The 24,241-nt window shown below is 66.8% G+C and carries 24 protein-coding genes; 10 read left to right on the top strand and 14 right to left on the bottom strand.

The annotated features are described in order from the left end of the window. Position 1: 1 nt before the first annotated feature. On the bottom strand, positions 2 to 745 hold the full coding sequence (locus ACZ9BC_RS14165) for a peptidoglycan-binding protein (protein ID WP_476246458.1): 744 nt from the start codon (positions 743 to 745) through the stop codon (positions 2 to 4). Between the two features lie 315 nt (positions 746 to 1,060). On the opposite strand from ACZ9BC_RS14165, the gene ACZ9BC_RS14160 reads away from it, so the two are divergent. Then, positions 1,061 to 1,513, top strand: a complete 453-nt coding sequence (locus tag ACZ9BC_RS14160) for an SRPBCC family protein (RefSeq protein WP_476246457.1) — start codon at positions 1,061 to 1,063, stop codon at positions 1,511 to 1,513. Between the two features lie 19 nt (positions 1,514 to 1,532). Here ACZ9BC_RS14160 and ACZ9BC_RS14155 read toward each other — a convergent pair whose 3' ends face one another. Next, positions 1,533 to 3,773, bottom strand: coding sequence for a S9 family peptidase (locus ACZ9BC_RS14155; protein WP_476246456.1), 2,241 nt, complete (start codon positions 3,771 to 3,773; stop codon positions 1,533 to 1,535). 665 nt (positions 3,774 to 4,438) lie between these two features. Between ACZ9BC_RS14155 and ACZ9BC_RS14150 the strand changes: the two genes are divergently transcribed. After that, on the top strand, positions 4,439 to 4,861 hold the full coding sequence (locus ACZ9BC_RS14150; protein WP_079597450.1) for an Hsp20/alpha crystallin family protein: 423 nt from the start codon (positions 4,439 to 4,441) through the stop codon (positions 4,859 to 4,861). A gap of 175 nt (positions 4,862 to 5,036) precedes the next feature. Here ACZ9BC_RS14150 and ACZ9BC_RS14145 read toward each other — a convergent pair whose 3' ends face one another. From ACZ9BC_RS14145 to ACZ9BC_RS14125, 5 genes are all read right to left on the bottom strand, one after another. Beyond that, positions 5,037 to 5,960 carry an NAD(P)H-hydrate dehydratase gene (locus ACZ9BC_RS14145; RefSeq protein ID WP_476246455.1) on the bottom strand — a complete coding sequence of 308 codons (924 nt, stop codon included), beginning with the start codon at positions 5,958 to 5,960 and terminating at the stop codon, positions 5,037 to 5,039. Then, positions 5,944 to 6,720, bottom strand: coding sequence for a histidine phosphatase family protein (locus ACZ9BC_RS14140; RefSeq protein ID WP_476246454.1), 777 nt, complete (start codon positions 6,718 to 6,720; stop codon positions 5,944 to 5,946). Before ACZ9BC_RS14140 ends, ACZ9BC_RS14145 begins: the two co-directional genes overlap by 17 nt. Positions 6,721 to 6,820: 100 nt before the next feature. Further along, entirely contained in the window at positions 6,821 to 8,512 is a 1,692-nt protein-coding gene (locus ACZ9BC_RS14135; protein ID WP_476246453.1) for an alkaline phosphatase D family protein, read from the bottom strand. Between the two features lie 181 nt (positions 8,513 to 8,693). Next, on the bottom strand, positions 8,694 to 9,818 hold the full coding sequence (locus ACZ9BC_RS14130) for an LCP family protein (RefSeq protein ID WP_476246452.1): 1,125 nt from the start codon (positions 9,816 to 9,818) through the stop codon (positions 8,694 to 8,696). A gap of 196 nt (positions 9,819 to 10,014) precedes the next feature. Beyond that, entirely contained in the window at positions 10,015 to 10,677 is a 663-nt protein-coding gene (locus ACZ9BC_RS14125; protein WP_476246451.1) for an arsenate reductase/protein-tyrosine-phosphatase family protein, read from the bottom strand. A gap of 269 nt (positions 10,678 to 10,946) precedes the next feature. On the opposite strand from ACZ9BC_RS14125, the gene ACZ9BC_RS14120 reads away from it, so the two are divergent. From ACZ9BC_RS14120 to ACZ9BC_RS14110, 3 genes are all read left to right on the top strand, one after another. Further along, positions 10,947 to 12,164, top strand: a complete 1,218-nt coding sequence (locus tag ACZ9BC_RS14120; protein WP_476246450.1) for an FAD-dependent oxidoreductase — start codon at positions 10,947 to 10,949, stop codon at positions 12,162 to 12,164. A 288-nt stretch (positions 12,165 to 12,452) separates the two neighbouring features. Next, entirely contained in the window at positions 12,453 to 12,779 is a 327-nt protein-coding gene (locus tag ACZ9BC_RS14115; protein WP_476246449.1) for a helix-turn-helix domain-containing protein, read from the top strand. Beyond that, positions 12,776 to 13,630, top strand: a complete 855-nt coding sequence (locus tag ACZ9BC_RS14110) for an IS3 family transposase (RefSeq protein WP_476246503.1) — start codon at positions 12,776 to 12,778, stop codon at positions 13,628 to 13,630. The genes ACZ9BC_RS14115 and ACZ9BC_RS14110 overlap by 4 nt, the downstream gene beginning before the upstream one ends. Before the next feature lie 112 nt (positions 13,631 to 13,742). Here the strand turns inward: ACZ9BC_RS14110 and ACZ9BC_RS14105 are convergent, their stop codons facing one another. The 3 genes from ACZ9BC_RS14105 to ACZ9BC_RS14095 all read right to left on the bottom strand — a co-directional run bounded on the left by ACZ9BC_RS14105 (position 13,743) and on the right by ACZ9BC_RS14095 (position 17,147). After that, positions 13,743 to 14,360, bottom strand: coding sequence for a DUF305 domain-containing protein (locus ACZ9BC_RS14105; protein ID WP_476246448.1), 618 nt, complete (start codon positions 14,358 to 14,360; stop codon positions 13,743 to 13,745). A gap of 70 nt (positions 14,361 to 14,430) precedes the next feature. After that, the gene (locus ACZ9BC_RS14100; protein ID WP_476246447.1) at positions 14,431 to 14,916 is read right to left on the bottom strand and encodes a hypothetical protein; all 486 of its coding nucleotides are present in this window, start codon (positions 14,914 to 14,916) and stop codon (positions 14,431 to 14,433) included. Between the two features lie 92 nt (positions 14,917 to 15,008). Continuing rightward, positions 15,009 to 17,147 (bottom strand): heavy metal translocating P-type ATPase, encoded by a 2,139-nt coding sequence (locus ACZ9BC_RS14095; RefSeq protein WP_476246446.1) that lies wholly within the window; start codon positions 17,145 to 17,147, stop codon positions 15,009 to 15,011. 572 nt (positions 17,148 to 17,719) lie between these two features. Here ACZ9BC_RS14095 and ACZ9BC_RS14090 point away from each other — a divergent pair. Both ACZ9BC_RS14090 and nhaA read left to right on the top strand, forming a co-directional pair. Continuing rightward, positions 17,720 to 18,394: a PAS and ANTAR domain-containing protein gene (locus tag ACZ9BC_RS14090; RefSeq protein WP_476246445.1), complete on the top strand. Its 675-nt coding sequence runs from the start codon at positions 17,720 to 17,722 to the stop codon at positions 18,392 to 18,394. A 144-nt stretch (positions 18,395 to 18,538) separates the two neighbouring features. Continuing rightward, a complete protein-coding gene (nhaA, locus tag ACZ9BC_RS14085; protein ID WP_476246444.1) occupies positions 18,539 to 19,894 on the top strand; it encodes a Na+/H+ antiporter NhaA in 1,356 nt (451 codons plus the stop codon). An 18-nt stretch (positions 19,895 to 19,912) separates the two neighbouring features. On the opposite strand, the gene ACZ9BC_RS14080 is transcribed toward nhaA, so the two are convergent. The 4 genes from ACZ9BC_RS14080 to trxB all read right to left on the bottom strand — a co-directional run bounded on the left by ACZ9BC_RS14080 (position 19,913) and on the right by trxB (position 21,917). Beyond that, on the bottom strand, positions 19,913 to 20,176 hold the full coding sequence (locus ACZ9BC_RS14080; RefSeq protein ID WP_476246443.1) for a GlsB/YeaQ/YmgE family stress response membrane protein: 264 nt from the start codon (positions 20,174 to 20,176) through the stop codon (positions 19,913 to 19,915). Positions 20,177 to 20,250: 74 nt separating this feature from the next. Then, complete coding sequence (locus ACZ9BC_RS14075; RefSeq protein WP_476246442.1) at positions 20,251 to 20,484, bottom strand: hypothetical protein; 234 nt, start codon at positions 20,482 to 20,484, stop codon at positions 20,251 to 20,253. A gap of 85 nt (positions 20,485 to 20,569) precedes the next feature. Next, positions 20,570 to 20,794 (bottom strand): hypothetical protein, encoded by a 225-nt coding sequence (locus ACZ9BC_RS14070; RefSeq protein WP_476246441.1) that lies wholly within the window; start codon positions 20,792 to 20,794, stop codon positions 20,570 to 20,572. Positions 20,795 to 20,939: 145 nt separating this feature from the next. After that, the gene (trxB, locus tag ACZ9BC_RS14065) at positions 20,940 to 21,917 is read right to left on the bottom strand and encodes a thioredoxin-disulfide reductase (RefSeq protein ID WP_476246440.1); all 978 of its coding nucleotides are present in this window, start codon (positions 21,915 to 21,917) and stop codon (positions 20,940 to 20,942) included. Between the two features lie 126 nt (positions 21,918 to 22,043). Between trxB and ACZ9BC_RS14060 the strand changes: the two genes are divergently transcribed. The 3 genes from ACZ9BC_RS14060 to ACZ9BC_RS14050 all read left to right on the top strand — a co-directional run bounded on the left by ACZ9BC_RS14060 (position 22,044) and on the right by ACZ9BC_RS14050 (position 24,216). Then, the gene (locus ACZ9BC_RS14060; protein WP_476246439.1) at positions 22,044 to 22,391 is read left to right on the top strand and encodes an ArsR/SmtB family transcription factor; all 348 of its coding nucleotides are present in this window, start codon (positions 22,044 to 22,046) and stop codon (positions 22,389 to 22,391) included. Beyond that, a complete protein-coding gene (gene chrA / locus ACZ9BC_RS14055) occupies positions 22,388 to 23,611 on the top strand; it encodes a chromate efflux transporter (protein WP_476246438.1) in 1,224 nt (407 codons plus the stop codon). The genes ACZ9BC_RS14060 and chrA overlap by 4 nt, the downstream gene beginning before the upstream one ends. A gap of 86 nt (positions 23,612 to 23,697) precedes the next feature. Then, positions 23,698 to 24,216 (top strand): DUF2243 domain-containing protein, encoded by a 519-nt coding sequence (locus ACZ9BC_RS14050; RefSeq protein ID WP_476246437.1) that lies wholly within the window; start codon positions 23,698 to 23,700, stop codon positions 24,214 to 24,216. Positions 24,217 to 24,241: the final 25 nt, after the last annotated feature.

Below are 24,241 nucleotides of genomic sequence, written 5' to 3'. Positions count from 1 at the left end.
CTTACTGTTCGAGGTTGGACTGCTGGTCGGCAGAGGCGTTGGCCTGGCCCTCGATGTGCTGCGAAATGATGGCGTCCTGCTCGGCCACGGCGTAGGCCTGGCTGTCGATGGAGCCGATGTTCGCTGCCACGGCGGCGTCGATCGGGGCGGCCACGTTGGCATTTGCTGCCACGGCGCCGTTGATCGGGGCGGCGATGTCCGCGTCGGCGGCCAGGTCCACGTTGACGTTGAGCAGGTCCCCGTCCAGGGCGGCCGCCGGGTCCACCGGCAGCGCACCGACGTCGGGCAGGCTCTCTTCGGGAAGGACGCCGTCCGGAAGCGTGCCATCGGGAAGGGTGCCGTCAGGAAGGAGGCTCCCGCCGTCGGCCGTTCCTGCTGTGATGCCCGGCTCAGTGGTTCCGGTGTCTGCCGCGGTATCGCCGTCGTCGACCGTGTCATTAGCCTGGTCGATGGTGCTGTCCTGGGTGGATTCGGCGTTCGCGTCAGCCACGATGTCCTGCTCGATGACCACGCCCTGGTCCGCCAGGGCCTGGGCCTCCGAGCCAAAGGAAAGAATGTTCGCCGAGGCGGCCGCGTCGATCGGGGCAGCTACGTTGGCGTTGGCGGCAACGGCCAAGTCGATGGGGGCCGCCGCATCAATGCCCAGGTCCAGGTCCGCGTTCAGGTCGAGTACGGACGCGACTTCCTTGTCCGGCAAAGCTGTGGCCTGTTCCGACATCAGTTCGTCGTCCGTCAGGGGACGCATGTCATGTTCCATGCTGATGCAACCTCCGGGTCCGGCACGGGTTGGTCTGCCCCCAGCGGGCAGCCCGGCACCAGCCAATAGTAAGCATGATTAGCATTTTTCGGTACCGGAAGCGCTTGCCAGGAAGGAAGTGTTACCGCAGTTCAAGATCGTTTCAGCATTGCCGCGGTCGTCTTTTGGGGTGTCAGCGGCTGGGGCCACGGCCGCTGACCACAGGGCATTGACAGTGGCCGGTCCGGGGTCCAAGCTGTCGCTGTGCCCGCCCCCATGCCGGCAGAACCGCGCCGGCGTCAGGCACTGTTTGAGGAGAATCCGATGCCTGTAGTAGAAGAATCTGTCGTCATCGCGCGTCCGCCGCAGGAGGTCTTCGATTTCTTATCGAACTTTGAAAACATCGCGGTTTTCGACTCTTCCGTCACCTCCTCCGGACAGGTCGGTGACGGCCCCGTGGGGAAGGGGTCCAGGGGCCGCGGCACCAGCAAGGTCATGGGTCGGAAGTTCGACTGGACCATCGAGTATGCCGAGTTCGATCCGCCCAGGCGCATCGTGTCCCGCGCCGTGGAGGGAAAACTGGACTTCACGGTCACGCTCACCATGGAACCGGCCGACGGCGGGACGCGCCTGACGCAGCGGATCGACGCCGCCTCCGGCCTGGGCGGCATCTTCGGGAAGGTCGCTGATCCGCTCGTGGAGCGCGCCCAGGGGCGCACCGTCCGGGCCAACCTCGAAACCCTGGCCGAGTATTTGGAGGAGCACCCGGAGGCCTGACCGGCGGCCCGGTGCCGTGCTACTTCAGGCCGGCGCCGGGCAGTAGTTCGGTGGCGCCCAGGGAGTCGGCGATGAAGGCGTAGTCCCAGGCCCGTTCGCGCCACTGCACGTACCGGCCTGAGGCACCGCCGTGGCCGCCGTCCATCTCGATTTTCATGAGGATGGGCTCGGCGCCGGTGGTCCTGTTCCGCAGCTCCTGGACCCATTTGGCCGGCTCCACGTACAGCACCCGGGTGTCGTTGAAGGACGTGACCGCGGCGATCTTGGGGTAAGCCACCTCCCGCACGTTCTCATAAGGGGAGTAGGACTTCATGTAGGCGTAGGCCTGGGGGTCCGTGATCGGGTTGCCCCACTCCTCCCACTCCAGTGCAGACAGCGGCAGGTCCGGGTCAAGGATGCTGGTGAGCGGGTCCACGAAGGGCACCTGCGCCACGATAGCGGCGTACTTTTCCGGTGCCATGTTCGCCACCGCACCCATCAAAAGCCCGCCCGCGGAGCCGCCAAGGGCTGCGATCCGGGCCGGATCCACCCAGCCCGAGTTTGCCAGCCAGTCGGTGGCGTCCACGAAATCCGTAAAGGTGTTCTTCTTGGTGAGCTTCTTGCCGTCCTCGTACCAATGCCGGCCCAGCTCACCGCCGCCGCGGATGTGCGCGATCACGAACACCACGCCGCGGTCCAGCAGGGACAGCCGGGCGATGCCGAAGCCGGGGTCCATGCTCAGCTCGTAGGAGCCGTACCCGTAGACCAGCCCGGCCGCCGTCGAGTCCTGCTTTACGGCCTTGTGGCGCAGCACGGACAGCGGGATGCGGGTGCCGTCCCCGGCCACCGCCCATTCGCGGGTGGCCACATAGTCGCTGCCCACGTACCCGCCCAGGACCGGGCTCTCCTTGCGCAGCAGCAGTTCCCCGGCAGGCCGCTCCGCGGTGGGCAGCACAAAGTCATACACCCGCGACGGCGTGAAGTAGGAGGTGTAGCCCAGCCGGATGACGGGCGCCTCGTAGTCGGAACCGCCCACGCCGGCGGTGTACAGCTCCTCGTCGAATGCCGGTTCCACCGGTGCCTGCTGGGCCGGCGTGCCCAGCCCGGCCAGCCCCATGACCTGGACCCGCTCGATGGTGTCCTTGCGGATGGAGACGATGAGGTGGGTGGAGGTGACGCCGGCGCCGTTGACGCGGACGTCGTCGGAATGCTCGACGACGGTCTGCCACTGCTGCTCGGACAGCGGCTTCCGCAGCTCGGCCGGGTCCGTCAGGGAGACCATGGAGTTGATGGCGCCGCGGTTGTGCGTGAGGAGGATGCGCTCTGTTTTCTGTCCGTCCGGGCCGTGGAGCAGGAAGGGTTCGGCCTCGTAGAGGACGCGCTCGTTGCGGGAGATGACGGTGGTGACAGTGCCTGTGGGATCGTCGAACCGGAGCAGGCGGGTCTCGCTGTATTCGGAGCAGCCAATGCCCAGCACCAGGTACCGGCGGTCGGCGGAGAGTTCGAAGCCCAGCCACATGGCGGCGTCGTCCTCCTGGTAGACCACCACGTCATCGGTGACGGGCGTGCCCAAAAGGTGGGCCTTCACCTGGTACGGCCGCCAGGAATCATCAACCACCGTGTAGAAGATACGCGAGCCGTCGGGGGAGAAGGAGACGCCGTAGAACACGTTCTCGATGACATCCGGCAGCAGTTCGCCGGTGCGGAGGTCCTTGATCCGGAGCGTGAAGCGCTCGTCGCCCGAGTTGTCCACGGCGTAGGCGTACAGGTTGCCGTCCACGGACACGGCCGTGCCGCCCACCGAGAAGAACGGCTTGCCTTCCGCTTCCACGTTCCCGTCCAGGAGGACTTCCTCGCCCGGGATCTCCACGCCGGGCTCGACGGCGGGCGGGGTCCAGTCGGCGATTTTGTCGTCGGTGTCGGCGGCCCTGACCCGGCACTGGATCCCGTATTCCTTGCCTTCGACGGACCGGCTGAAGTACCACCAGCCGTCCTTGCGGTGCGGCACGGAAAGATCGGTTTCCTGGGTGCGGCCCTTGATCTCCTGGAAGATGGCCTCGCGGAGCGGCTCCTGGTGCGCGGTGACGGCTTCCTGGTAGGCGTTCTCAGCCTTCAGGTGCTCCACTACCTCGGCCGATTCCTTGTCCCGCAGCCACTCGTAGTTGTCCACGAAGGTGTCCCCGTGGTGCGTCCGTTCGAGGGGAACTCTCTTGGCCACCGGCGGCGTGGCCGTGGCGGACGCGGGGGTGCTGGCGGAATCCTGCAGCGGAGTCTGGGTCATTCCTTCAATATAGCCACCAGCCCGGACAATAGGCGGGGCCGTTCGCTACCGGGGGAGCGGCACCAAGCCCTCCCGCGCCACCGCCAGGCACGCTCTCTTACATCCTGCCCCTTTTTCGTGAACCCTCTCGCAGTTCCACTCTTTTCCTAAGCCCTGTCGTACGTCCTGCTCTTTCGACGGCGGCGCGCACCGCCGTCGTGCCTGCCCTAGTGGGGTTTAGGCGGCAGGCGTATCCTGTTCACGCCAAGGCACATCCGCCCAGCGTGAGAGGGGAAGTTTATGACCATCCCGCCAGTGCATGAACCCGAGCCGTTCCCGCCCGAGCCCGGGCCATCTCCTGATCCCACCCAGCCTGGCCATCCGGGGCCGCCGGCGCCGAATCCGTTCCCCACTCCCGAGCCGCCGGGCCCGTTGCCGGTGCCGGACCCAGGTCCTGCACCGCTCCGCCCGGACCCAACCAGGAGCTAGAAACGCACCTTTTGAGGGGCCTTTCACTCTCAGTGAAGGGCCCCTCAGCCATGTCCCCGGAGCCAAAAAAGTTACAAAAATTCCTTGCGGAACCGCTTGCAGATCTCCTTCTGCAGTGCTAAAAAATCTATATCAGCCAATACAGATCGGCTGGTAATCAAAAATGTGTTGGACCGTCTCTTACGAGGAGGGAAGCCATGTTGATGCGAACCGATCCGTTCCGCGAGCTGGACAGGCTGGCCCAGCAGGTCCTCGGTACGGCAGCGCGTCCGGCAGCGATGCCCATGGACGCATGGCGTGAGGGCCAGGAATTTGTTGTCGCCTTTGATCTGCCCGGCGTCGCAGCGGATTCAGTGGATCTGGATGTGGAACGGAATGTCCTGACGGTACGGGCCGAGCGTCCGGACCCCGCGGGCAAGGACACCGAGTTGATCGCCTCTGAGCGGCCGCGCGGCGTGTTCAGCCGCCAGCTGATCCTCGGGGACACCCTGGATACGGACAACGTCAAGGCCAGCTACGACGCCGGTGTCCTGACGCTGCGGATTCCTGTCGCCGAGAAGGCCAAGCCGCGCAAGATCGAGATCGAAACGAAGGGGGCAAAGCAAGAGATCGCCGCCTAGTTTCGACCCCAGGATCGGGACGTCGGGTACTGATTGTTGACTGCCTCTTTGGGCGGATGGCCATTCTGAGCACGCCACAGCGCTTATGCGCACCGGCAGGTTACGCCTGAACTTCCCGATACGGTGGCCCCCGGATTCGTCCGGGGGCCATCCCATGTGAAGCCCCCTTGTGGCGTCAGGTGTTCAGCTCGAGCATCAGTGCGGGAAGTTCGTCGGCGAGTTCGCGGGCCAGGAATCCGAGCGGGCCCAGGCGGCTGGCCAGGCGGTCCGCGGCTGCGGCGTGCAGATGCGTACCCCAGCAGGCGGCCTGGGCACCGCTGGTTCCCCGGGCCCGCAATCCGGCGATGGCACCCGCCAGAACATCGCCGCTGCCGGAAGTCCCCAGCCCGCCGTATCCGGTGGTGATCTTCCACATTTCGGACTCCTCGGGAGCGTCACCGGGCGGGCGCGCAATCAGGCCCTGGCAGCTCACCACGGCGTCGAAGCGCCGGGCCACCGACGCCACATCGGCTTCCAGGTCCTCGATGTCCCGCCCCAGCAGGACCGCCGCCTCCTTGGGATTTGGCGTCAGGATCAGCCGGCCCCGCCACGGCTCCAGCTGATCTTCGAGCTTGACGAGTCCGCCCAGGGCGTAGGCATCGAGTACGACGGCGGGACCTCCTGAGCCGCCCGGCCCGCCGTCGGATTCCTCCCGCTCCAGGAGCACCCGCAGCATCTCCTCTGCGAGGTCCGGGTCGTCCAGCCCCGGGCCAATAAGGATCGCATCGGCACGCTCAAGGTACGACGCGATGCGGTCCAGGCCCTCACCCGTCACTGACCCATCGGCAGTTTCCGGCAGTCCCATCGCCCCGCATTCGGGCAGCGCGACCCCCACCTGCGCCGCCACTGATTCCGCAACGGCCAGTGTCAGCTTTCCGGCACCCGCACGCAGGGCTGCGGTACCGGCGAGCAAGGCAGCCCCCGGCGTTGCCCGGGCCCCGCCGATCACCAGGACCGAACCGCGCGAGTATTTGTCCTCGCCCGGTGCAGGCAGCGGCCAGTCCCGCAGCAGCGAGGGGGTCACCAGGGTGGGGGAACCGGAATCACTTCGGGTGGACACTGGCGTCCCCCGCATGCTCGGTGACTGTCACACCCTGTTCGGCCAGGTGGTCCGCCACGTTGAAGCTCTCAAGCGTCCATGGTCCCTCGCCGGACGGGCGCACGTAGCGTGTCAGGGATGCGTTGAGGACCGAGGTGCTGGCCGCGAGATCAAGGATTTCCCGTTCGGTCATGCCTTCCAGCACGTACCTGAACAGCAGGATCACGGCGTCGTGGCACACCAGCATCACCCGGTGCCCGGTGCCGAGGTTGTTCAGTTCGTCCAGGACCGAGCGCAGCCGGAGTGCCACGTCAGCCCAGGATTCACCACCCGGCGGCCGGTAGTACAGCTTGCCCAGCCACTCCCGGCGCTCGGCTTCGTCCGGGTAACGCGCCTCGACGCCCCGCCGGGTGAGCCGGTCCAGAATGCCCAGTTCACGGTCCCGCAGCCGTTCGTCGGTCCGCACTTTCGCACGCCAGCCCGCAGTCTCAACGGCGATCTCCGCCGTCTGCACCGCCCGTGCATAAGGGGAGGAGAACACAGCATCCGGCCGGAACTCCTCGGCGATCCGGGCCAGCGCCGTCCCCAGCGCCTTGGCCTGTTCCCGCCCGGTATCGGACAGGTCCACGTCCGCATCCCGGGCAGGGACTTCGATGACCTCAGCCCCGGCCAGCCGCGCCTCTGTGGCCGCCACGTTGCCTTCGCTTTCACCGTGCCGGATCAGCAGCAACTCCACCGCGCCGGCCTCCTGCACTGCCTGTGTCAGCCCGTCGTCGTTCACGAAAAACCACCCCGTCCGCTTGCCTTGCCGAATGCAGGAACACTACCAGCGGCGTACCCATGGGCCGGAAGAATAAACGGACGACGGCGGCCTGCCGCGGCTACCGTTCCGGCGTCAGCACCTTGGAGAACACCGTGGCTCCGTTGGCGTTGCGCAGGCTCACGGTGAATATGTCGTCGTCCAGCTGGACGTGCCCGAAGAACTGGTTCTCGCCGTCGCGCGGTGATTCGCCCGGGAAACGCCCGGCCTTGGAGAACACCACCTCGGGCCCAAACGTGCCGTCCATGGCGTTCGGGCCGAAGGACCCGGCCGCGATGGGGCCGGCCACGAACTCCCAGAACGGGTCGAAGTCGGTGAACGCAGCGCGCTCGGGCGAGTAGTGGTGGGCGGCGCAGTAGTGCACGTCGGCGGTCAGCCACACCACGTTCTTCACCCGGTTCCGCTTGAACGCGCTGAGCACCCCGGTGATTTCCAGTTCGCGGCCCAGCGGCGCACCGGCGTCGCGGTTCGCCAGGCTCTCCTGGTTGACGGCACCGTCCGGCACGATGATGCCCAGCGGCAGGTCCGCGGCGATGACCTTCCAAGTGGCCTTCGACGCCGACACCTCACGGATCAGCCAGTCCACCTGCTCCTGCCCCAGGATGGACGTGGCGTACGGCTCCTTGCCGTCCGTGTTGGGGGATTTGAAGGTGCGCATGTCCAGGCAGAAGATGTCCAGTTGCGGGCCGCGGGAAATCTTCCGGTAGATGCGGGCGGGCTGGTACTGGCCGGCGTCGTCGAACGTTCCCGGCCGCCACAGCGCGGCGGAGTCTGCGATGGGCATGTTCTCCTGCCAGGCCTGCCGGCCGCGGGCGGCGAGGGTGTTGACGTCGCGGACGGTGTAGCGGGGGTCGTCCAGGATTTCGCCGGGGTACCAGTTGTTCGTGGTCTCGTGGTCGTCCCAGTTGGCGATGACGGGCACGTCGGCGAACATCGCGCGCATGTTGGCGTCCATGGAGTTGTAGCGGTGCCGGCCGCGGTATTCGGTGAGCGTCTCGGCCACCTTCGACACCTCCTCGGTGACCAGGTTCCGCCACACCTGCCCGTCCTTCTCCACCACGGTTTCAGGGATGGGCCCGTCAGCGTAGACGGTGTCGCCCGAGTGGATGAAGAAGTCCGGCCGCGTCTGGTGCATGGCGCGGTAGCCGCGCATCCCGCCGATGTCCTCGTTGATGCCCCAGCCCTGGCCGGCGGTGTCGCCGGTCCACACAAAGCTTTGGGCGGACGACGCCGGGACGTCGCCGCCGGCGCTCGTCCCGCCGGTGCGGCCCTTCGCGTTGTACGTCCCGGCGTCGGGGGCCGTGCGGAAGGTGCCGCGGACCGTCTCGCCGGCCGCTCCGCCGTCGTCCTCGAAGCTGATCTCGAGCGCGAACCGTGTGTTGGACGGCAGGTTCCCGGCGTGGATCTTGGCGGTGAAGTCGGACGCCTGGGTGGCCCGGGGACCGCGGAGGGTGCGCTCAAAGGCGCCTCGCCCGCGCAGGATCTCGCCGCCGTCGTTCACTGCCCGCAGGACTGCGGTCATGCGGCCGGCGCCCGACGCACGCGACCACAGCACGGCCGAATCCGACGTCACGTCTCCGGTGGCGATGCCGCTGGGAAGGGTGAGCCGGTTGCGGACCAGCGCCACGCCGGCGGGGGACGGGCGGGTGGTGTTAGCGTGGCCGGCGGCCGGAACGGAGGCCAGGGCGGCGGCGAGGACCGAGCCCTTAACGATGGTGCGGCGGGAAATTTCGGTGCGGGAGTTCGACGTCATGCCCTCAGGCTGTCGCCGCCCGGCGCACGGATCCTTTCCCGCGGGTGAACGGCCGGTAAGCCCGGGTTGAACAGCGGTGTGGGCCCGGCAGAGCGGGCGTCCGTGCGCAGTGAAGCTCAGATTCAGTGCGCAGGGGCAGTCGATGCGCACTGAACCCGGCGCTCAATGCACTGGCTCGGTCCTACGGTCTCGCGAACTCGGCGATCCGGCCGTCCCGCAGCGCAGCGCCCACGGCAGCGACGCCACCGTAATCGGGGAATAGCACGGACTGCCCGGCAACAAACCCGGCACCCGCCGTCGGGAGGGTCATGGTGCCGATCGCGTTCGGGTCCAGGTTGCGGAGGCTGTAGGCCAGAATGGCGGCCTGGACCGGGTCAAAAGCCCTGTCCACGGTAAGGCAGCAGGAGGCGAAGTCCACCAGCCCGCGGACGGCGTTGACGTCGTTCAGGGCGCCGCCGGCGGTGAGCCGGGCCAGGATGGCGCGGAGCAGGATCTGCTGGTTGCGGACCCGCTGGAAGTCGCCGTCCACGAACGCGTACCGTTCCCGGGAGAACTCCAGCGCGGACTGCCCGTCCAAGTGGTTCACGCCGGCGGCGAAGACGCGCCCGGTATCGTGCGTGGACTGGAATGCGATGGGCACGTTGACGTCGATCCCGCCAAGCCCGTCGATCAGGACCTTGAGCCCGTGGAAGTCCATCATCAGGGTGTGGTCGATGGTGATCCCCAGCAGCGCCTGGACGGCGGCGGTTTGCATGTCGATGCCGCCGTACTGCAGGCCCGAGTTGATCTTGGCCCCGCCGAAACCGGGGATGTCCACCCACGTGTCCCTGTTGATCGAGACGATATAGAGCGCCCTCCGGTCAGCCGGGACATGGACCACCATCAGGGTGTCGGCGCGCTGGTCCTGGGGCTGGCCGGTTGCCGCCGTGTGGGCTGCTGCCTCCCTCGCATTTCCACGCATGTCGCTGCCGATCACCAGCACGTTCATGGGTACAGCGGGCAGCTCCGGGATGGGTGGCGGCGGCGGTGGAGGCGGCGGAGGCGCAGGGGTGGTTTCCGTCGGCGTCTCCGACGGCGTGGGGCTGGGCGTTTCGCTTTGCGTTTGGGTGGCCGCCGGCTGGGCTTCGGACCCGGTGCGGTTCAGGCTGACGACGGCGACGACGGCCGCTGCCGCCAGCACCAGCGCCAGCAGTGCCGCGATCCAGCGCCGCCGGCCGTGGGCCACCCATGCGAGGCCGTGCGGATGCGTGTCGGAAGGGCCGGGTCCCGTGGCCCCGGATGGGTCGGAGCCGCCTGGCATGCTCATGGTGCCGTCACCTCGTCGTGTTGGGTGGGATCAGTGTCCGCCCGCCAACCCCCTGTTGGCTACAGACTTATCCAAACTGTCACCTGCGAGTGCCAAGGAAATTCCGGCAACGGCAGTGTGGGCAGCCAACACGACGATTTGCCCGTCCGCCGGGGTACCGCCGGGGACGCCGGAACGGTGGCTGGACGCCGGAACGTTACAGCGTGGTGGACGCGTTCCCGCGAACCGGGGCGTTGAGGCGGGCATGGCGGAGGATGGAAACGATGGCGGGGGCCATCTCGTCCTCCATCTGCCGGTACACCTCCGGCGCGCGCCGGTAGGGGTCCACGATGTCGTTCTCGGCTGCGTCGGCCGGCAGGGCGAGGTGCCGCACCCCGGCGGCCCGGGCCGGCAAGCCCCGCCAGAAGGCGGCGTTGGCACCCAGCCAGTCGCCGTCGTCGTACTCCTCCGCAACGGGTGGGCCGCCTGCGTTGGCCTCAGCACGCGCGTCAAGGACGTCGAGCATACGGGCGAACTCCCGGATGGTGAACGTCCGCTTCAGCAGCGACGCGTCCAGCTGCAGCACTTCGCCGCGGTGCCCGGAGGTCATGGTGAGCACCAGGTCCACCCCGCGCAGGATCTTGGGGCTCAGCTGGCGGGCCACGAAGTCCTCCGGGTCGCCGCCGAAGGTGCGGACAATGTCGGCCGAGATGGGCTGCATGGGGTCGCCCACCATGGCCCGCGTGCCCGCGCTGGTCACCTGGAAGCCGCCCGGCACCACCTGGTTGAGCCCTGCCTGCAGCAGCCGCTCGGCCACGGGGGAGCGGCAGATGTTGCCGGTGCAGACGGTCAGGATTCTTACTGGTGCGGATGTATCCAAGGAGATTTCTCTTTTCCCAGCCGGTGCACGGACCGTTCAGCCCGTGCGTTTCAACTTAACACGCCCCGCCCCAACGCCCCCTCATATCCTGCGGCTAAACCACGGACGCTCTATCACCTTTCGCAGCTAAACCCCGGACGCTCTATCACCTTTCGCAGCCGAACCAAGGACGCTCTGTCACCTTTCGTCGCTTTTTCCCGGATCCTCTCGCACTACCAATCCATGTGCCATCCCACCACCATGGAGTATGCGGAGAAAGGCAGCATGACATGACTGAAAGCCGTATCGAACGCGACTGCGTGATTTCCGGCGGCGGACCGGCTGGCATGGTGCTCGGTTATTTGCTCGCGCGCGCCGGCCTGCGTGTGACCGTGCTTGAGAAGCATGCGGACTTTTTACGGGACTTCCGGGGCGACACCGTGCACCCCTCCACGGTGACCCTTCTCGGCGAACTCGGACTCAGGGAGAAATTCCTGGAACTGCCGCTCACCCGCCTGCCGACCATGGACGCCGTGATTGACGGCCAGCGCCTCACCATCGTGGACTTCTCCACCCTTCCGGCGCCTGACAACTTCCTAGTCCTCGCGCCCCAGTGGGACTTCCTGAACTTCCTGGCCCGCGAGGTGGCGGCGGTTCCCAACTTCGAGCTGCGCATGCTCACCGAGGCCACCGGCCTGATCATCGAGGACGGCCAGGTGCGCGGGGTGCGGGCCACATCACCTGGCGGTCCGCTTGAAATCCGCGCAACGCTCACCGTTGCCGCAGACGGACGCGCTTCGGCCCTCCGCGCCGCTGCCGGGATGGTTCCGGACGAGTTCGGGGTGCCCATCGACGTGCTCTGGTTCGGCCTTCCCAAACCGCCGGAGGCGCCGCCCCCTACCCTGGGATACCTGTCCCGGCGGGGGATGGTCCTGACGATTGACCGCGGCGACAGATACCAGTCGGGAATGGTCATCCGCAAAGGCGGATTTGACCAGCTTCGCGGCGCGGGAATCGAAGGCCTTCGCGAGCAGATCACCCACGCTGCGCCCGTACTGCGGCCGGTGGTCGGCAGCCTCACCGACTGGGAGCAGGTCAAGCTGCTGACCGTCCAAATCAACCGGCTCCGGCGCTGGTACCGTCCCGGGTTCATCGCGATCGGCGATGCCGCCCACGCGATGTCCCCCGTCTTCGGCGTCGGTGTGAACTTCGCCATCCAGGACGCCGTGGCACTATCCAACGCCATCGCGGCAGACCTCGCGGCCGGAGCTGCCCCGACGGCGAAACTCGCCCGGGTGCAACGGCGGCGGGAATGGCCAGTGAAGGTCATGCAGAGGCTGCAACGCAACGCCCACAAAGTGATCGTCAGGGCAACCACCGGCAGCCGGATCGCGCCCCGCTGGGCGGTTCGGCTTCTTCGGGCCGCCTCACCACTGCTGCGCCGCTTCACTGCCCGTTTCATCGGCATCGGCGTCCTCCCCGAACACGTCAAAAGCCGGGACGCCTGACCCTGTTTGCGCCGCTCCGACGCTCTCTCACCTTTCGCAGGTTACGCAGCGACGCTCTCTCGCTTTTGAACTGCTCCCCGGAAGTTGGACTGAGAAATTCAGTTTCGACTTCCGGGGAGCAGTTTTATGCGTGCTAATAGTTCTTTGTCTGAGGTCCAGCGCGAGGCGGCGGTAGCGTGGTTTGAGAAGGGCGTTGGGTACCGGGCTGTGGCTCGTTTGCTTGAGGCGCCTTGCGTGCCGGTCAGGGCACTGTATGGGCGGTGGAGGATTCATGGTCAAGGAGTGCTGGTGAGCAAACCGGCGAAGTCGTACTCGTTTGAGTTCAAGCTGGCGTTAGTTGAACGGTTCCTCGCGGGCGAGACCGGCCCGGACCTGGCTGTGGAGGCGGGCTTGTCCTCGCGTCAGTTGCTGCAAAAGTGGGTCCGGGCGTATCGCCGTGAGGGTGCTGAGGCATTACGTCCCAAGGCCAAAGGCAGGCCCGCGAAGTCCTCGGCTCCACCTCCACCGGCCGAGTTACCTGAACTGGAACGGTTGCGCCGGGAGAACGAGCGGCTCCGCGCGGAGGTGGCGTACCTGGGAAAACTGCGGGCCTTGAGGGATCAGGGACGACGCTGAAGGTCCAGGCCGTCGTTTCCCTCAAGGCTGACTACCCTCTCCCGGTCCTGCTGGAGGTCGCGGGCCTGGCCCGCTCGACGTTCTTCTATCACCAGGCCCGTCTCCAGGCCCCGGACCCGAAAGAGAAGCTCAAAGCGGCGGTCACGGAGATCTTCGAAACGAACCATGGCCGGTACGGGCACCGGCGGATCCATACGGAGCTACTCAAGCAAGGGTGGACGGTTGCGAAGAAGACCGTGCTGAAACTGATGCGCTCACTTCAGCTGCTCTGCAAGGTCCGGCGCAGGAAGCGCTACAACTCTTACCAGGGCGAACAGGGCAGGATTGCCCCGAACCTACTGAACCGGCAGTTCGAGGCCGATGCCCCGAACCAGAAGTGGGTAACCGACGTGACCGAATTCAGCGTCGGGGACGGGAAGCTCTACCTCTCCCCGGTCATGGACCTCTTCGACCGGCAGATCATCTCCCATGCCATCAGCACGTCCCCGAACCTGGCGCTTACGAACGCTTCGCTGAAGGAGGCTCTGGCCTGCCTCGAGCCCGGCCAGCAGCCGCTCGTGCATTCGGACCAAGGCATCCAATACCAGCACGTCACCTGGCGGACCCTCCTCAAGGACGCCGGCGCTGTCCAGTCGATGTCGCGCAAGGGCAACTGCTACGACAACGCCGTGATGGAGAACTTCTTCGGCCACCTCAAGGAAGAACTCTTCCACCGCGTCCGGTTCCTCAACACCGAGGCCCTGGCAACGGCGCTGAACGAGTACATCCGCTGGTACAACAACGAAAGAATCTCCACAAAGCTCAAGGGTCTGAGCCCGGTGCAATACCGGGCCCAGACCCTCGCGGCCTAGAATCCCATTAAGCCAGTCCAACTACCGGGGACCAGTTCACTTTCTTCTCGAAAGTGAGAGAGCGTCGCCCGAATCGTTGCAGAAGGTGAGAGAGCGTCCGGGGGAGGGCCGGTCAGCTGGCCAGGAGCTGCTTCATTTCGGCGATCTCGGATTCCTGGGCCGCGACAATATCCCGGGCGAGTTGGACTGATGCGGGGTACTTGCCGGCGCCGATCTCCTGCTGTGCCATGTCAACGGCTCCTTCGTGGTGCCCGATCATCTGCTCCAAGAAGAGCCGCACGGCGTCTGTTCCTGACGCAGCCTTGAGCTTCTCGATACCGTCGTCGTCCACCATGCCGGACATGCCGTGGCCGGAATGGTCACCCATCAGGGGCGCGTTCCAGCTTTTGAGCCAACCGGTCATCGTCTCGATTTCCGGGGCCTGGGCATCCTTGATCTTGGTTGCCAGGGCCGTGATCTCGGCAGGCACGCCCGGTTTCGCCAGGACGATGTCGCTCATCTCCACGGCCTGGGCGTGGTGCGGAATCATCATCTGGGCGAACACGATGTCCGCCTGGTTATGCTCGGCGGCTGCATCCGGCATCATGCTGGACATCGGGCTGGAGCCGGCGTGGCCGCTGCCGTGCATGCCGTTGTCGGCGGGGGTTCCGGAGTCGGCGGCGCACCCGGCAAGGCCGAGCGAGGCTGCCAGGGCGGCAGCAAGGGACAGTGTTTTGATCTTCGTGTTCACGTGAAATGTCCTTCAGGAATGGTGTTGAACCGGGCTAATGATGGCGTGCGGGAGCACGCAGCAGTCCGGTTTACGTCCGGCTGATGGACAGTTCGCAGGGCGTGGGGCTGTCCGCGATGTACGAGTAGCCAGGCGCCAAACCGATGCTTGCCGCAAGGACCGGAGCGGCGGCGACGGATCGCTCGGGCGGGGCGACGGCGAGCGATCCTGCCTTGGCCAGCGGGACGCAGGATGTACCGGAAGTTTGCATTCCGGGGCAGGAGCCTTCGCACGACGCCGGGGCAAGGCTTGGCTGCGTCGCGTGCCCCGGGCGGTCCGCAGCAGAGTGCGCAGCCATGGAGTGGTGCGCAGCGGTGTGCCGCGGTGCAGAGCCGTGGTCATGCAGGGCGGCGGCATCCTGCACCACTGTTCCGTGAGTAACGGAGTGGGACGCGTGCGCAGAGTGGCTGGCCGTCATGACGTGCATGCCGAGGATTCCGGCCACGATCACCAAGAGACCTGCCAGCAGTGCAACCCTGCCGAGGAGGGCCGCCACGCCATGGATGGATGCAGTCATTGGCGGTTCCTCCTTCCAGCAGGGTCGGGTCAGGTGACCAAACGTGAGAGAGCGTCCTGGATAAAGCGGCAAAACGTGAGAGAGCGTTCTGTCTAACGTACCGCCGCGGGGTTCAGTTTCAGGCGCCGGAGCAGCTGGGCGTTCAGCGCCACCACGATGGTGGACGCCGACATCAGCACGGCACCGGCAGCGGGCGAGAGGACCACACCGGCGAATGCCAGGACGCCCGCGGCCAGCGGCACCGACAGGACGTTGTAGCCCGTCGCCCACACCAGGTTCTGCCACATCTTCCGGTAGCTCGCACGTGACAGGTCCACCATGGACAGCACGGCCCGCGGGTCGTTGCCGGCCAGCACCACACCGGCCGACTCCATGGCCACATCCGTGCCGGCGCCGATCGCGATGCCCACCTCGGCCCGTGCCAGCGCCGGCGAGTCATTGACGCCGTCGCCCACCATGGCAACCTTCAGTCCGCGTGCCTGCAGTTCGGCCACCTTCTTGTCCTTGTCCGCGGGCAGTACCTCGGCGAACACCTCGTCGATGTTCAGGTCGGCAGCCACGGCCTGCGCCACCTGCCGGGCGTCGCCGGTGACCATCGCCACCCTAATGCCGCGGTTCTGCAGCGCCGCAACCGCCTGCCGCGACTCCGCCCGCACCGCATCCTCCAGGCTGACCGCTCCCAGCACGCGGCCGCCGTCGTCCATCACATGCAGGACGGCGGCACCGCGGTCCATCCACCCGCGGGCGGTGGCGGCCAGGGCAGCGGGTTCGACGGCGGCAAGCTCGCGCAGGAGCGCGGGCCCGCCAACGTGCACGGTCCGGCCGTCAACCACAGCCCGTACCCCGCGACCGGTCAGTGAGCTGAAGCCGCTGGCGGCGGGCAGTGCAAGGCCGCGGGCGGCGGCGGCGCGGACGATGGCCCGTGCCACGGGGTGCTCGCTGTCGGATTCGACGGCGGCGGCCAGGGCCAGCAGTTCATCGGCCTCCACGCCGGGGGCGGCGGCCACGTCCTTCAGTTCGGGCGCTCCGGTGGTGAGGGTGCCGGTCTTGTCGAAGAGGACAACGTCGATGGTGCGCATCCGTTCCAGGGCCATCCGGTTCTTGATCAGGACCCCGGCGCGGGCAGCCTGTTCGGTGGAGATGGCGATGACCAGCGGAATGGCGAGGCCCAGGGCGTGCGGGCAGGCGATGACCAGGACGGTCACCGTGCGGGTGACGGCCTCCGGGACGCTGCCCAGCAGGGTCCAGGCGATGAACGTGAGGATGCCGGCCATGGTGGCGAAGTAGAACAGGAAGGCGGCGGCCCGGTCAGCCAGGGCCTGAGCCCGTGAGGACGAGGCCTGGGCCTCCGCCACGAGGCGCTGGATCCCGGCCAGTGCGGTGTCATCACCCACGGCGGTCACCCGGACCCGGACGCTGGTGTCCGTGGCCACCGTACCGGCAACAACAGTTTCGCCTGGGCCGCGGGCCACGGTTTTGGACTCGCCGGTGATCATCGACTCGTCGACCTCGGCCTGTCCTTCCACCACAGTCCCGTCAGCCGGCATCCGGGCGCCGGAGCGGACCAGGACCAGGTCATCGGGCCGGAGCTCGGAGACGGGGACGGTCTCCGTGCCGCCGTCGGTGATCCGTTCTGCTTCATCGGGCAGCAGTGCCGCGAGGGCGTCCAGTGCGCCCTGTGCCCATCCCAGCGCCCGCATCTCGATCCAGTGGCCCAGCAGCATGATGGTCACCAGCAGGGCGAGCTCCCACCAGAAGTCGAGGTCGAAGCCGCCGATTCCAAGGCTCGTGATCCATGAGGCAGCGAACGCCACGGTGATCGCCATGGCGATCAGCAGCATCATGCCCGGCCGGCGGTCCTTCAGCTCCTGCAGGCCGCCTTTGAGGAACGGTTGCCCGCCATAAAGGAAAATCACGGTGCCCAGGACGGGCGGGATCCAGGCGGAGCCCGGGAACATCCGGGCCATGTAGCCAAGGATGTGGCCCACCATGGGGCTGAAGTAGACCACGGGGACGGACAGTGCCAGCGTGAGCCAGAACCGGTTCTTGAACATCGCGGTGCTGTGGCCGGCGTGCTGGCCATGGGTGTGAACGGTGTGGTCATCGCCGTTCTGCTGCAGGTGACCGCCGTGCATGTGTCCGGCAGGGGCTGGCGAAACGTGCGCTTCGGTGAGCGTACGGCCGTCCTGGCCGCCGTCGTCGTGATGGTGGTGCTGGGTGTGGTCTTGCATGGTTTCCTCCTCGGAGGACAGTCGCTGCTGTCAAAAGCGGCACGGAAGGTAAGAGAGGGTCGCCCGGATTACTGCGGAAGGTGAGAGAGGGTCGCCCGGATTACTGCGAAAGGTGAGAGAGCGTCGTCCGGATTACTGCGAAAGGTGAGAGAGCGTCGGGGCGGGGGAGGACGACGGCGGCAGGAGCCTTGGGTGCGCTGCCTGCGGGCGGACAGCAGCTGCAGCCGGAAGAGGCGGCCAGGGGGAGTGCTGTGCGGTGTTCGAGGTTCATGTCAGTTCCATTCCTTTGCGAAGGAGCATTCCTTGCTGGAGAAGCGGGGTGCTGGGGTTGAACGGCTGTGAAGGCGGTGCGGGGCACCGGCCGGGACATACCACTTCACTGACAACACCTTGAATATACCCCCCGGGGGTATAAGAGTCAAGGCGCTGATATGCGCTCTTCTGACGGTGGTTCCCGTCACGGGGACGTCCGGCCCTATCAACTGCGGCCCGCTCCGGCCATACTGGTAGGAACGCCCACGGAGCCACCAGGCCTGCTGCGGGCGCGCTGGATGCTACATGGAGGTGGCCCCGTGACTGACCTGAACGGCCCTTATACGTTTTCGAGTGCCCTTGGTGACAACGAATGCGTCGCGGGGACTTTTCATGTGGAGATGGACGGGTTGAAGATCCACTGGTCGGACGGCATGTACCAGCTGCACGGATACCAGCGGGGCGAGGTGGTCCCCACCTTGGACCTGCTGTACGCCCACAAGCACCCGGAGGACCGGCCCAAGTGCGAAGCCATCGTGGCCCAGGTGGCGCAGAGCGGCGGTTACTTCTGCATGTACCACCGCATCATTGACGCCCGCGGACGGACCCGGCGGGTGCTCACCTCCGGCGACGGAATCGTGAACGATGAAGGCGTGGTCACCGTGATCGAGGGGGTCATGGTGGATCTCACCACCACCTTGCAGCGCGAAACGGAGCAGATAGCCCGGGACGCCGTCCTCGGTGCCACGTCCACCCGCAGCGTCATTGACCAGGCCCGCGGCATCCTGATGGGCCAGCTGAAGATGGGCGCCGATGACGCATTCAAGATGCTCGTGAGTACCAGCAGCCACCGGAACGTCAAGCTGGTGGTGGTGGCCGCGGAGCTGGTGCAGCTGGCCAATTCCGCGGAAACCCAGAGCTATCTGGACACCGCCGTCAGGGCCATCCAGGCCGATGGCCGGGTCTCTCCGGCGGGCCGGAGCCGGGCGAGCTAGCCTGAACCGTTCGGCACTGCCCCGCGCGGCGCTTCCGTGGTCCGGCATTTTCATGCCGGCGGCAGGGCCCGTACTATGGACGGAAGGTGCGCCGGGAAGTCTGGTCGGCATGATTTTGTCGACTCCACATGTTAGGACGCCTTCATGAGCTCCACGCCGCCATCAACACCGCCGCCAGCCGCTCCCCGCGGATCCACGATTCTGTCCCGCGGCTCCTATGCCGAGGCGCTGCGGATCGGGGAAATCCTCCGCAAGGAAACCGTGGGCGGCGCCCTCCTGGTGATCGCGGCAGTGATCGCACTGATTTGGGCCAACTCCCCGGCATCGGACAGCTACTTCGCGCTCCGCGACTTCAAGGTGGGCTACGAGCCCTGGCACCTTGAGTTGAGCCTGGGGGCGTGGGCAGCCGACGGGCTGCTGGCCATCTTCTTCTTCCTGGTGGGCCTGGAACTGAAGCGCGAGTTCGTGGCCGGCGACCTGCGGCAGATCAGCAAGTCGATCGTCCCCGTCGCCGCCGCTGCGGGAGGTGTGGTGGTCCCGGCGGCGATATACGCCGTCGTAAACCTCACCAGCCCGGAGACGCTCCGCGGCTGGGCCATTCCCACTGCCACGGACATCGCGTTCGCTGTTGCCGTGCTGGCCATCATCGGGTCGCACCTGCCCAGCGCGCTGCGGATCTTCCTGCTGACGCTGGCCGTAGTGGACGACCTCATCGCCATCAGCATCATCGCGTTCTTCTACACCACGGACATCCAGGTCATGCCGCTGCTCCTGGCCCTGGTCCCGCTGGCGCTCTACACCTTCCTGGCTCAGAAATACCGGCACTTCTTCGGGCGCAAGGCGGCCGCGGCCTGGTTCATCCTGCTGCCCCTGGGAATGGTTGTATGGGCACTGGTGCATGCATCAGGCATCCATGCCACGGTGGCCGGTGTGCTGCTGGGCTTTGCCGTGCCCGTCATCCGTTCGAAGGCCGGCGGCGGCCCGGAAGCCGGTCCCGGACTGGCCGAAATCTTCGAGCACCGGTTCCGGCCCATCTCCGCCGGCATAGCGGTCCCCATTTTTGCGTTTTTCTCCGCAGGCGTGGCCGTGGGCGGCTGGGAAGGACTTCGCTCGGCGCTCGCGGATCCGGTGGCCCTGGGCATTATCTTTGGCCTTGTGCTGGGCAAGCCGATCGGCATCCTGGGCACCACCTGGGTCCTGACGAAGGCCACCAGGGCCAGCCTGGACGGCTCGTTCAAGTGGATCGATATCTTCGGTGTGGCGCTCCTGGCCGGCATCGGCTTTACGGTGTCACTGCTGGTGGCTGAGCTCAGCTTTGGCCACGGCAGCCTGTACGACGACCATGCCAAGGTGGGAATCCTCACCGCGTCCCTGCTCGCCGCCCTGCTCGCCACAGTGGTGCTGCGGACCAGGAACCGCCAGTACCGCGCCGCCGAGGAGCTGGAGAAGGTGGACGCGGACCTGGACGGAATCCCGGACGTCTACCAGGACCGCGCCTGATAACAGCGTTGCTTTAGCTCAGCGCCGAACGGACTTCCGGCGGCCTGCGACTGCTTCTGCGGTGCCCACCAGGAGCACCGATGCGATGACGGCCACGATGAAGCCCAGGACATTCAGCTCGAAGATATCCCCGGTCCCCAGCAGTGACGCCACCACTCCGCCGATCACCGAGCCCACAAGGCCCAGCAGGAGGGTGGCGAGCAGGCCAAGGTTCTGCTCGCCGGGTTTGATGAGGCGGGCCAGTGCGCCAATGATCAGGCCGGCAACGATGAATCCAATCACGGTGTGCTCCTTCGTGGTGGTTTCTGCCGCAACGGCAGCATTCCTTGCCCTGACCGTACCCCGGCCGCCCGGGCTTATGCGGGTGAGAGCCGGTTAAGCGGCTGGGCCGGTTCCTCCACGTGCCGGATTTCCAGGGCTTCGGGGTCCAGCAGCTTCCGCGTGCCGGTCCTCGCGTCCAGTATCCAGAACAGTTCAAGCGCGGGTACGACGTCGGTCACGCGGCCCCGGTGAAACAGCTTGCCCCTGTGCCACGCCTCGATGTGGTCTCCGATGCGGAGCTGACCGGTACTGACTCGTTGTGCCTCCATGGCTGCCTCCTGCTGTTGTATCCCCGTACGCACAGCTTGCCGTGGCGAAGTTGCCGGAGTGTTTCAGGAGGGTGTTTTTTCTGTGTCAGCTGTGATCGCTGCGCCGTAGGTTGAGCATGTGCATCAGGAGTGCCCGTTGCGGCTGGCCGGGGTTGTGCTCCACATGCCAGGTCAACGAGCTCCGGACGTCCGCTTCGCAGGGCTCGGTTCCGCTGAGAATCTCGTCAATTATCTCCATGGCCTGCAGCTGCAGGCCCAGATGTGCCACTTCAGCGCAGATGTTGCGGGTGGGCTGCCGGTCTCCGTGCATGGTTGCCGCCTTCGTACCATCGCAGGCTCCCTCGTGGGGAGCGAATTGCAGGTCCCAGCCCGCCCGATGAGTATGCTAAGTGTACTTACTGGTGTGTGTCGGGCCAAGCATTTTGACAGCGGCGCGCCTCCCGTAGGTGGAGCTTCTAGGCGTGGGTTGGTTCTTCGACCAAGGCGGTGGCGATGCTGTCAGCGTCGTCCAGGGCGGCGAGGTAGCGTTCGGCGTCCAACGCAGCGGCGCAGCCGGTTCCGGCGGCGGTGATGGCCTGGCGGTAGCGGTGGTCCACGGCGTCACCGCACGCGAAGACCCCGGAGATGTTGGTCACCGTGGTGGGGGAATCGACCTTGATGTAGCCTTCGGCGTCCAGGTCCACCTGCCCGGCCACCAGTTCGGTGCGGGGGACGTGGCCGATCGCCACGAAAATCCCGGTGGCAGCGTGCTGGCGGGTTTCCCCGGAGCGGGTGTCAGTGAGGGTCACGCCCGTGACCTTCCCGTCGCCATGGATGGCCGTGACGGCGGAGTTCCACGCGAAGCTGATCTTCGGGTTGTCCTTGGCGCGCTGGGCCATGATGCGGGAGGCGCGGAGCTCCTCGCGGCGTACGACGACGGTGACGGACTTCGCGAACCGGGTCAGGAACGTCGCTTCCTCCATCGCCGAATCACCGCCGCCCACCACGATGATGTCCTGTTCCCGGAAGAAGAACCCGTCGCACGTGGCACACCAGGACACGCCGTGGCCGCTGAGCTTCTTCTCCTCCGGCAAACCCAGTTCCTTATACGCCGAACCGGTAGCAAGGATCACCGCCGGCGCCTGGTGGGTTTCCCCGCCCCCGGTAACCACCGTCTTCAGGTGACCCTTCAGGTTCACTGAGGTGACGTCGTCGAACACCACCTTTGCGCCGAACTTCTCGGCCTGCTCCTGCAGCCCGTCCATCAGCTCCGGACCCTGGACCCCGCCGGGGAAGCCCGGAAAGTTCTCCACCTCCGTGGTGTTCATCAGCGCGCCGCCCGCGGTCACCGAACCCGCCAGCACCAGAGGCTCCAAACCCGCCCGGGCGGCATAGATGGCAGCGGTGTACCCCGCCGGACCGGACCCGATAATGATCAGCTGTTCGTTCGTCATGGAGGTCTCCTTTGGAGTTACTGGGCGGACGGATTCTACGCCCTTGCCAGCATGATCCTCCAGCCCCCACCCGCGGATGCAGGGACAAACATTGATGAACGTCAATGCAGCGGCATAATGGGAGGTATGAACGCTTCGCAGACACTTGATCCGTTGCTGGACCCTGCCTGCTGCCCGCCGGCCGGCCCGGCGTTGGGGGCAGACAAGGCGAAGGAAGCGGCGCTCGTCTTCAAGGCGCTCTCCGACCCGAACCGCCTGCGCCTGCTCTCGCTCGTCAAGGCGGGGGAGTCCGGTGAACGCTGCGTCTGCGACCTGACCGAACCCCTCGACCTCGGTCAGCCCACGGTCTCGCACCATCTGAAGATCCTGGTGGACGCCGGCTTGCTGCACCGAGAAAAGCGCGGCACCTGGGCCTACTACTCCATCGTCCCGGGTGCACTGGAACGTGCTGCCGGGCTCGTGGCAGCCCTGTGACGGCTGCTGCCGGCAGCCCTGTGACGGCCACCGCCCGGGGTTCGGTGTGGGAAGTCTTCCGGGTTTTCCTGAAGCTGGGATTCACGTCCTTCGGCGGGCCCATCGCCCACCTGGGCTACTTCCGCGACGAGCTGGTGGAACGCCGCAAATGGGTGGACGACAAGGAATACGCGGACCTTGTGGCGCTGTGCCAGTTCCTCCCCGGCCCCGCTTCAAGCCAGGTGGGATTTGGAATAGGCCTGCACCGGGCAGGTCCCTTCGGTGCCCTGGCTGCGTTCGTGGCCTTCACCCTGCCCTCGGCGGCCCTGCTGGTGGCGTTCGCCGCCGGCGCCCCGCTATTCCAGGGAGGCATTGGTTCAGGCATACTCACTGGCCTGAAAATCGTGGCGGTGGCCATCGTTGCCCAGGCCGTGTGGGGGATGGCGAAAGCCCTGGCCCCGGACCGGGAACGGGCCACGATTGCCGTAGTGGCGGCCCTGGCCGCGATCCTGCTGGCCGGCTCGCTCGGCCAAATTGCCGCCATCCTCATCGGGGCGCTGGGGGGCCTGGTGGTCTGCCGCGCCGGGACCGGCGACGTCACGGGGATGATGCGCTTCCCCGTCAGCCGGACGGCCGGAACCGTCTGCCTGGTCCTGTTCCTTGCCCTGCTGCTGGGGCTGCCGCTGCTGGCGCCCGCCACGGGTTCGGCGGGCCTCACCCTTTTTGACGCGTTCTACCGGGCAGGGGCGCTGGTCTTCGGCGGCGGGCACGTTGTCCTGCCGCTCCTGCAGTCGGGCGTGGTGGATCCCGGCTGGGTCACCTCCGAACAGTTCCTGGCAGGTTACGGTGCGGCGCAGGCAGTGCCGGGGCCGCTCTTTACGTTCGCCGCCTACCTGGGCACGCTTTCCGCCTTCGGCCCGGGAGGCATCGCCGGCGCCGGCATCGCACTGGCCGGGATCTTCCTGCCCGGTTTCCTCCTCCTGACCGGCGTGCTGCCGTTCTGGAACAGGTTCCGGTCCAGGCCCCAGGCCCAGGCGCTGATGCGCGGTGCGAACGCTGCAATGGTCGGGATCCTCGCCGCAGCCCTCTACAACCCGGTGTTCACTACGGCTATCACGGGGCCGGGCCCGTTCTGCCTGGGCCTCGTGTGCTTCGTGCTGCTGATCGCCTGGAAGACGCCGCCGTGGGCCGTGGTCCTGGTTGGCGCGGCCGGAGGCATCCTGCTCGGCCTCCTCGGCTAGGTTCTCTTGGGGGCCCCGGCGGTTAGCGCGTCCGACGGCGGGTAGGGACTTGGTGGAAGGACTCACCAGGCGAGGGGGAACAGAACGTGGCACAGGAAGCCCACAGCTCATCGGCCAGGCCCGGCGGGCGGGCCATGGCACCTGCCGCGGCGCCCGCGTTCCTGTTCGGGATGGGCGTGGGCGGCTTTGTTGACGGCATAGTGCTGCACCAGCTGCTGCAGTGGCACCACATGCTCAGCCACACCGAAAGCGGCAACACCAAAACGGTGGCCGGGCTGGAGCTGAACACCTTGGCCGACGGCCTCTTCCACAGTGCCATGTGGGTGCTGGTGGTGGCCGCCGCCATCCTCACGGTCCGGGCGCGGCGGCAGGGGCGGCTGTCCGCGAGCTGGCGGTTCCACACCGGCCTGGTACTGGCCGGCTGGGGCGTGTTCAACGTCGTCGAGGGCCTGGTCAACCACCAGCTGCTGCAGATCCACCACGTGCGGGACGACCTGGGCGGGCCGCTCGCCTGGGATCTCGGATTCCTGGGCCTGAGCGTGCTCCTGATTGCGGGAGGTTGCCTCCTGTTTTGGCAGGGCAAACGGGAAAACCCGGCCGGCTAACTGCAACGCGGGGTCACTCCCGGCC

It is taken from the genome of Pseudarthrobacter sp. TE3704, from assembly GCF_056279405.1.
Note: the sequence above shows the minus strand (reverse complement) of the source record. Positions and strands in the feature narration are given on the sequence as shown.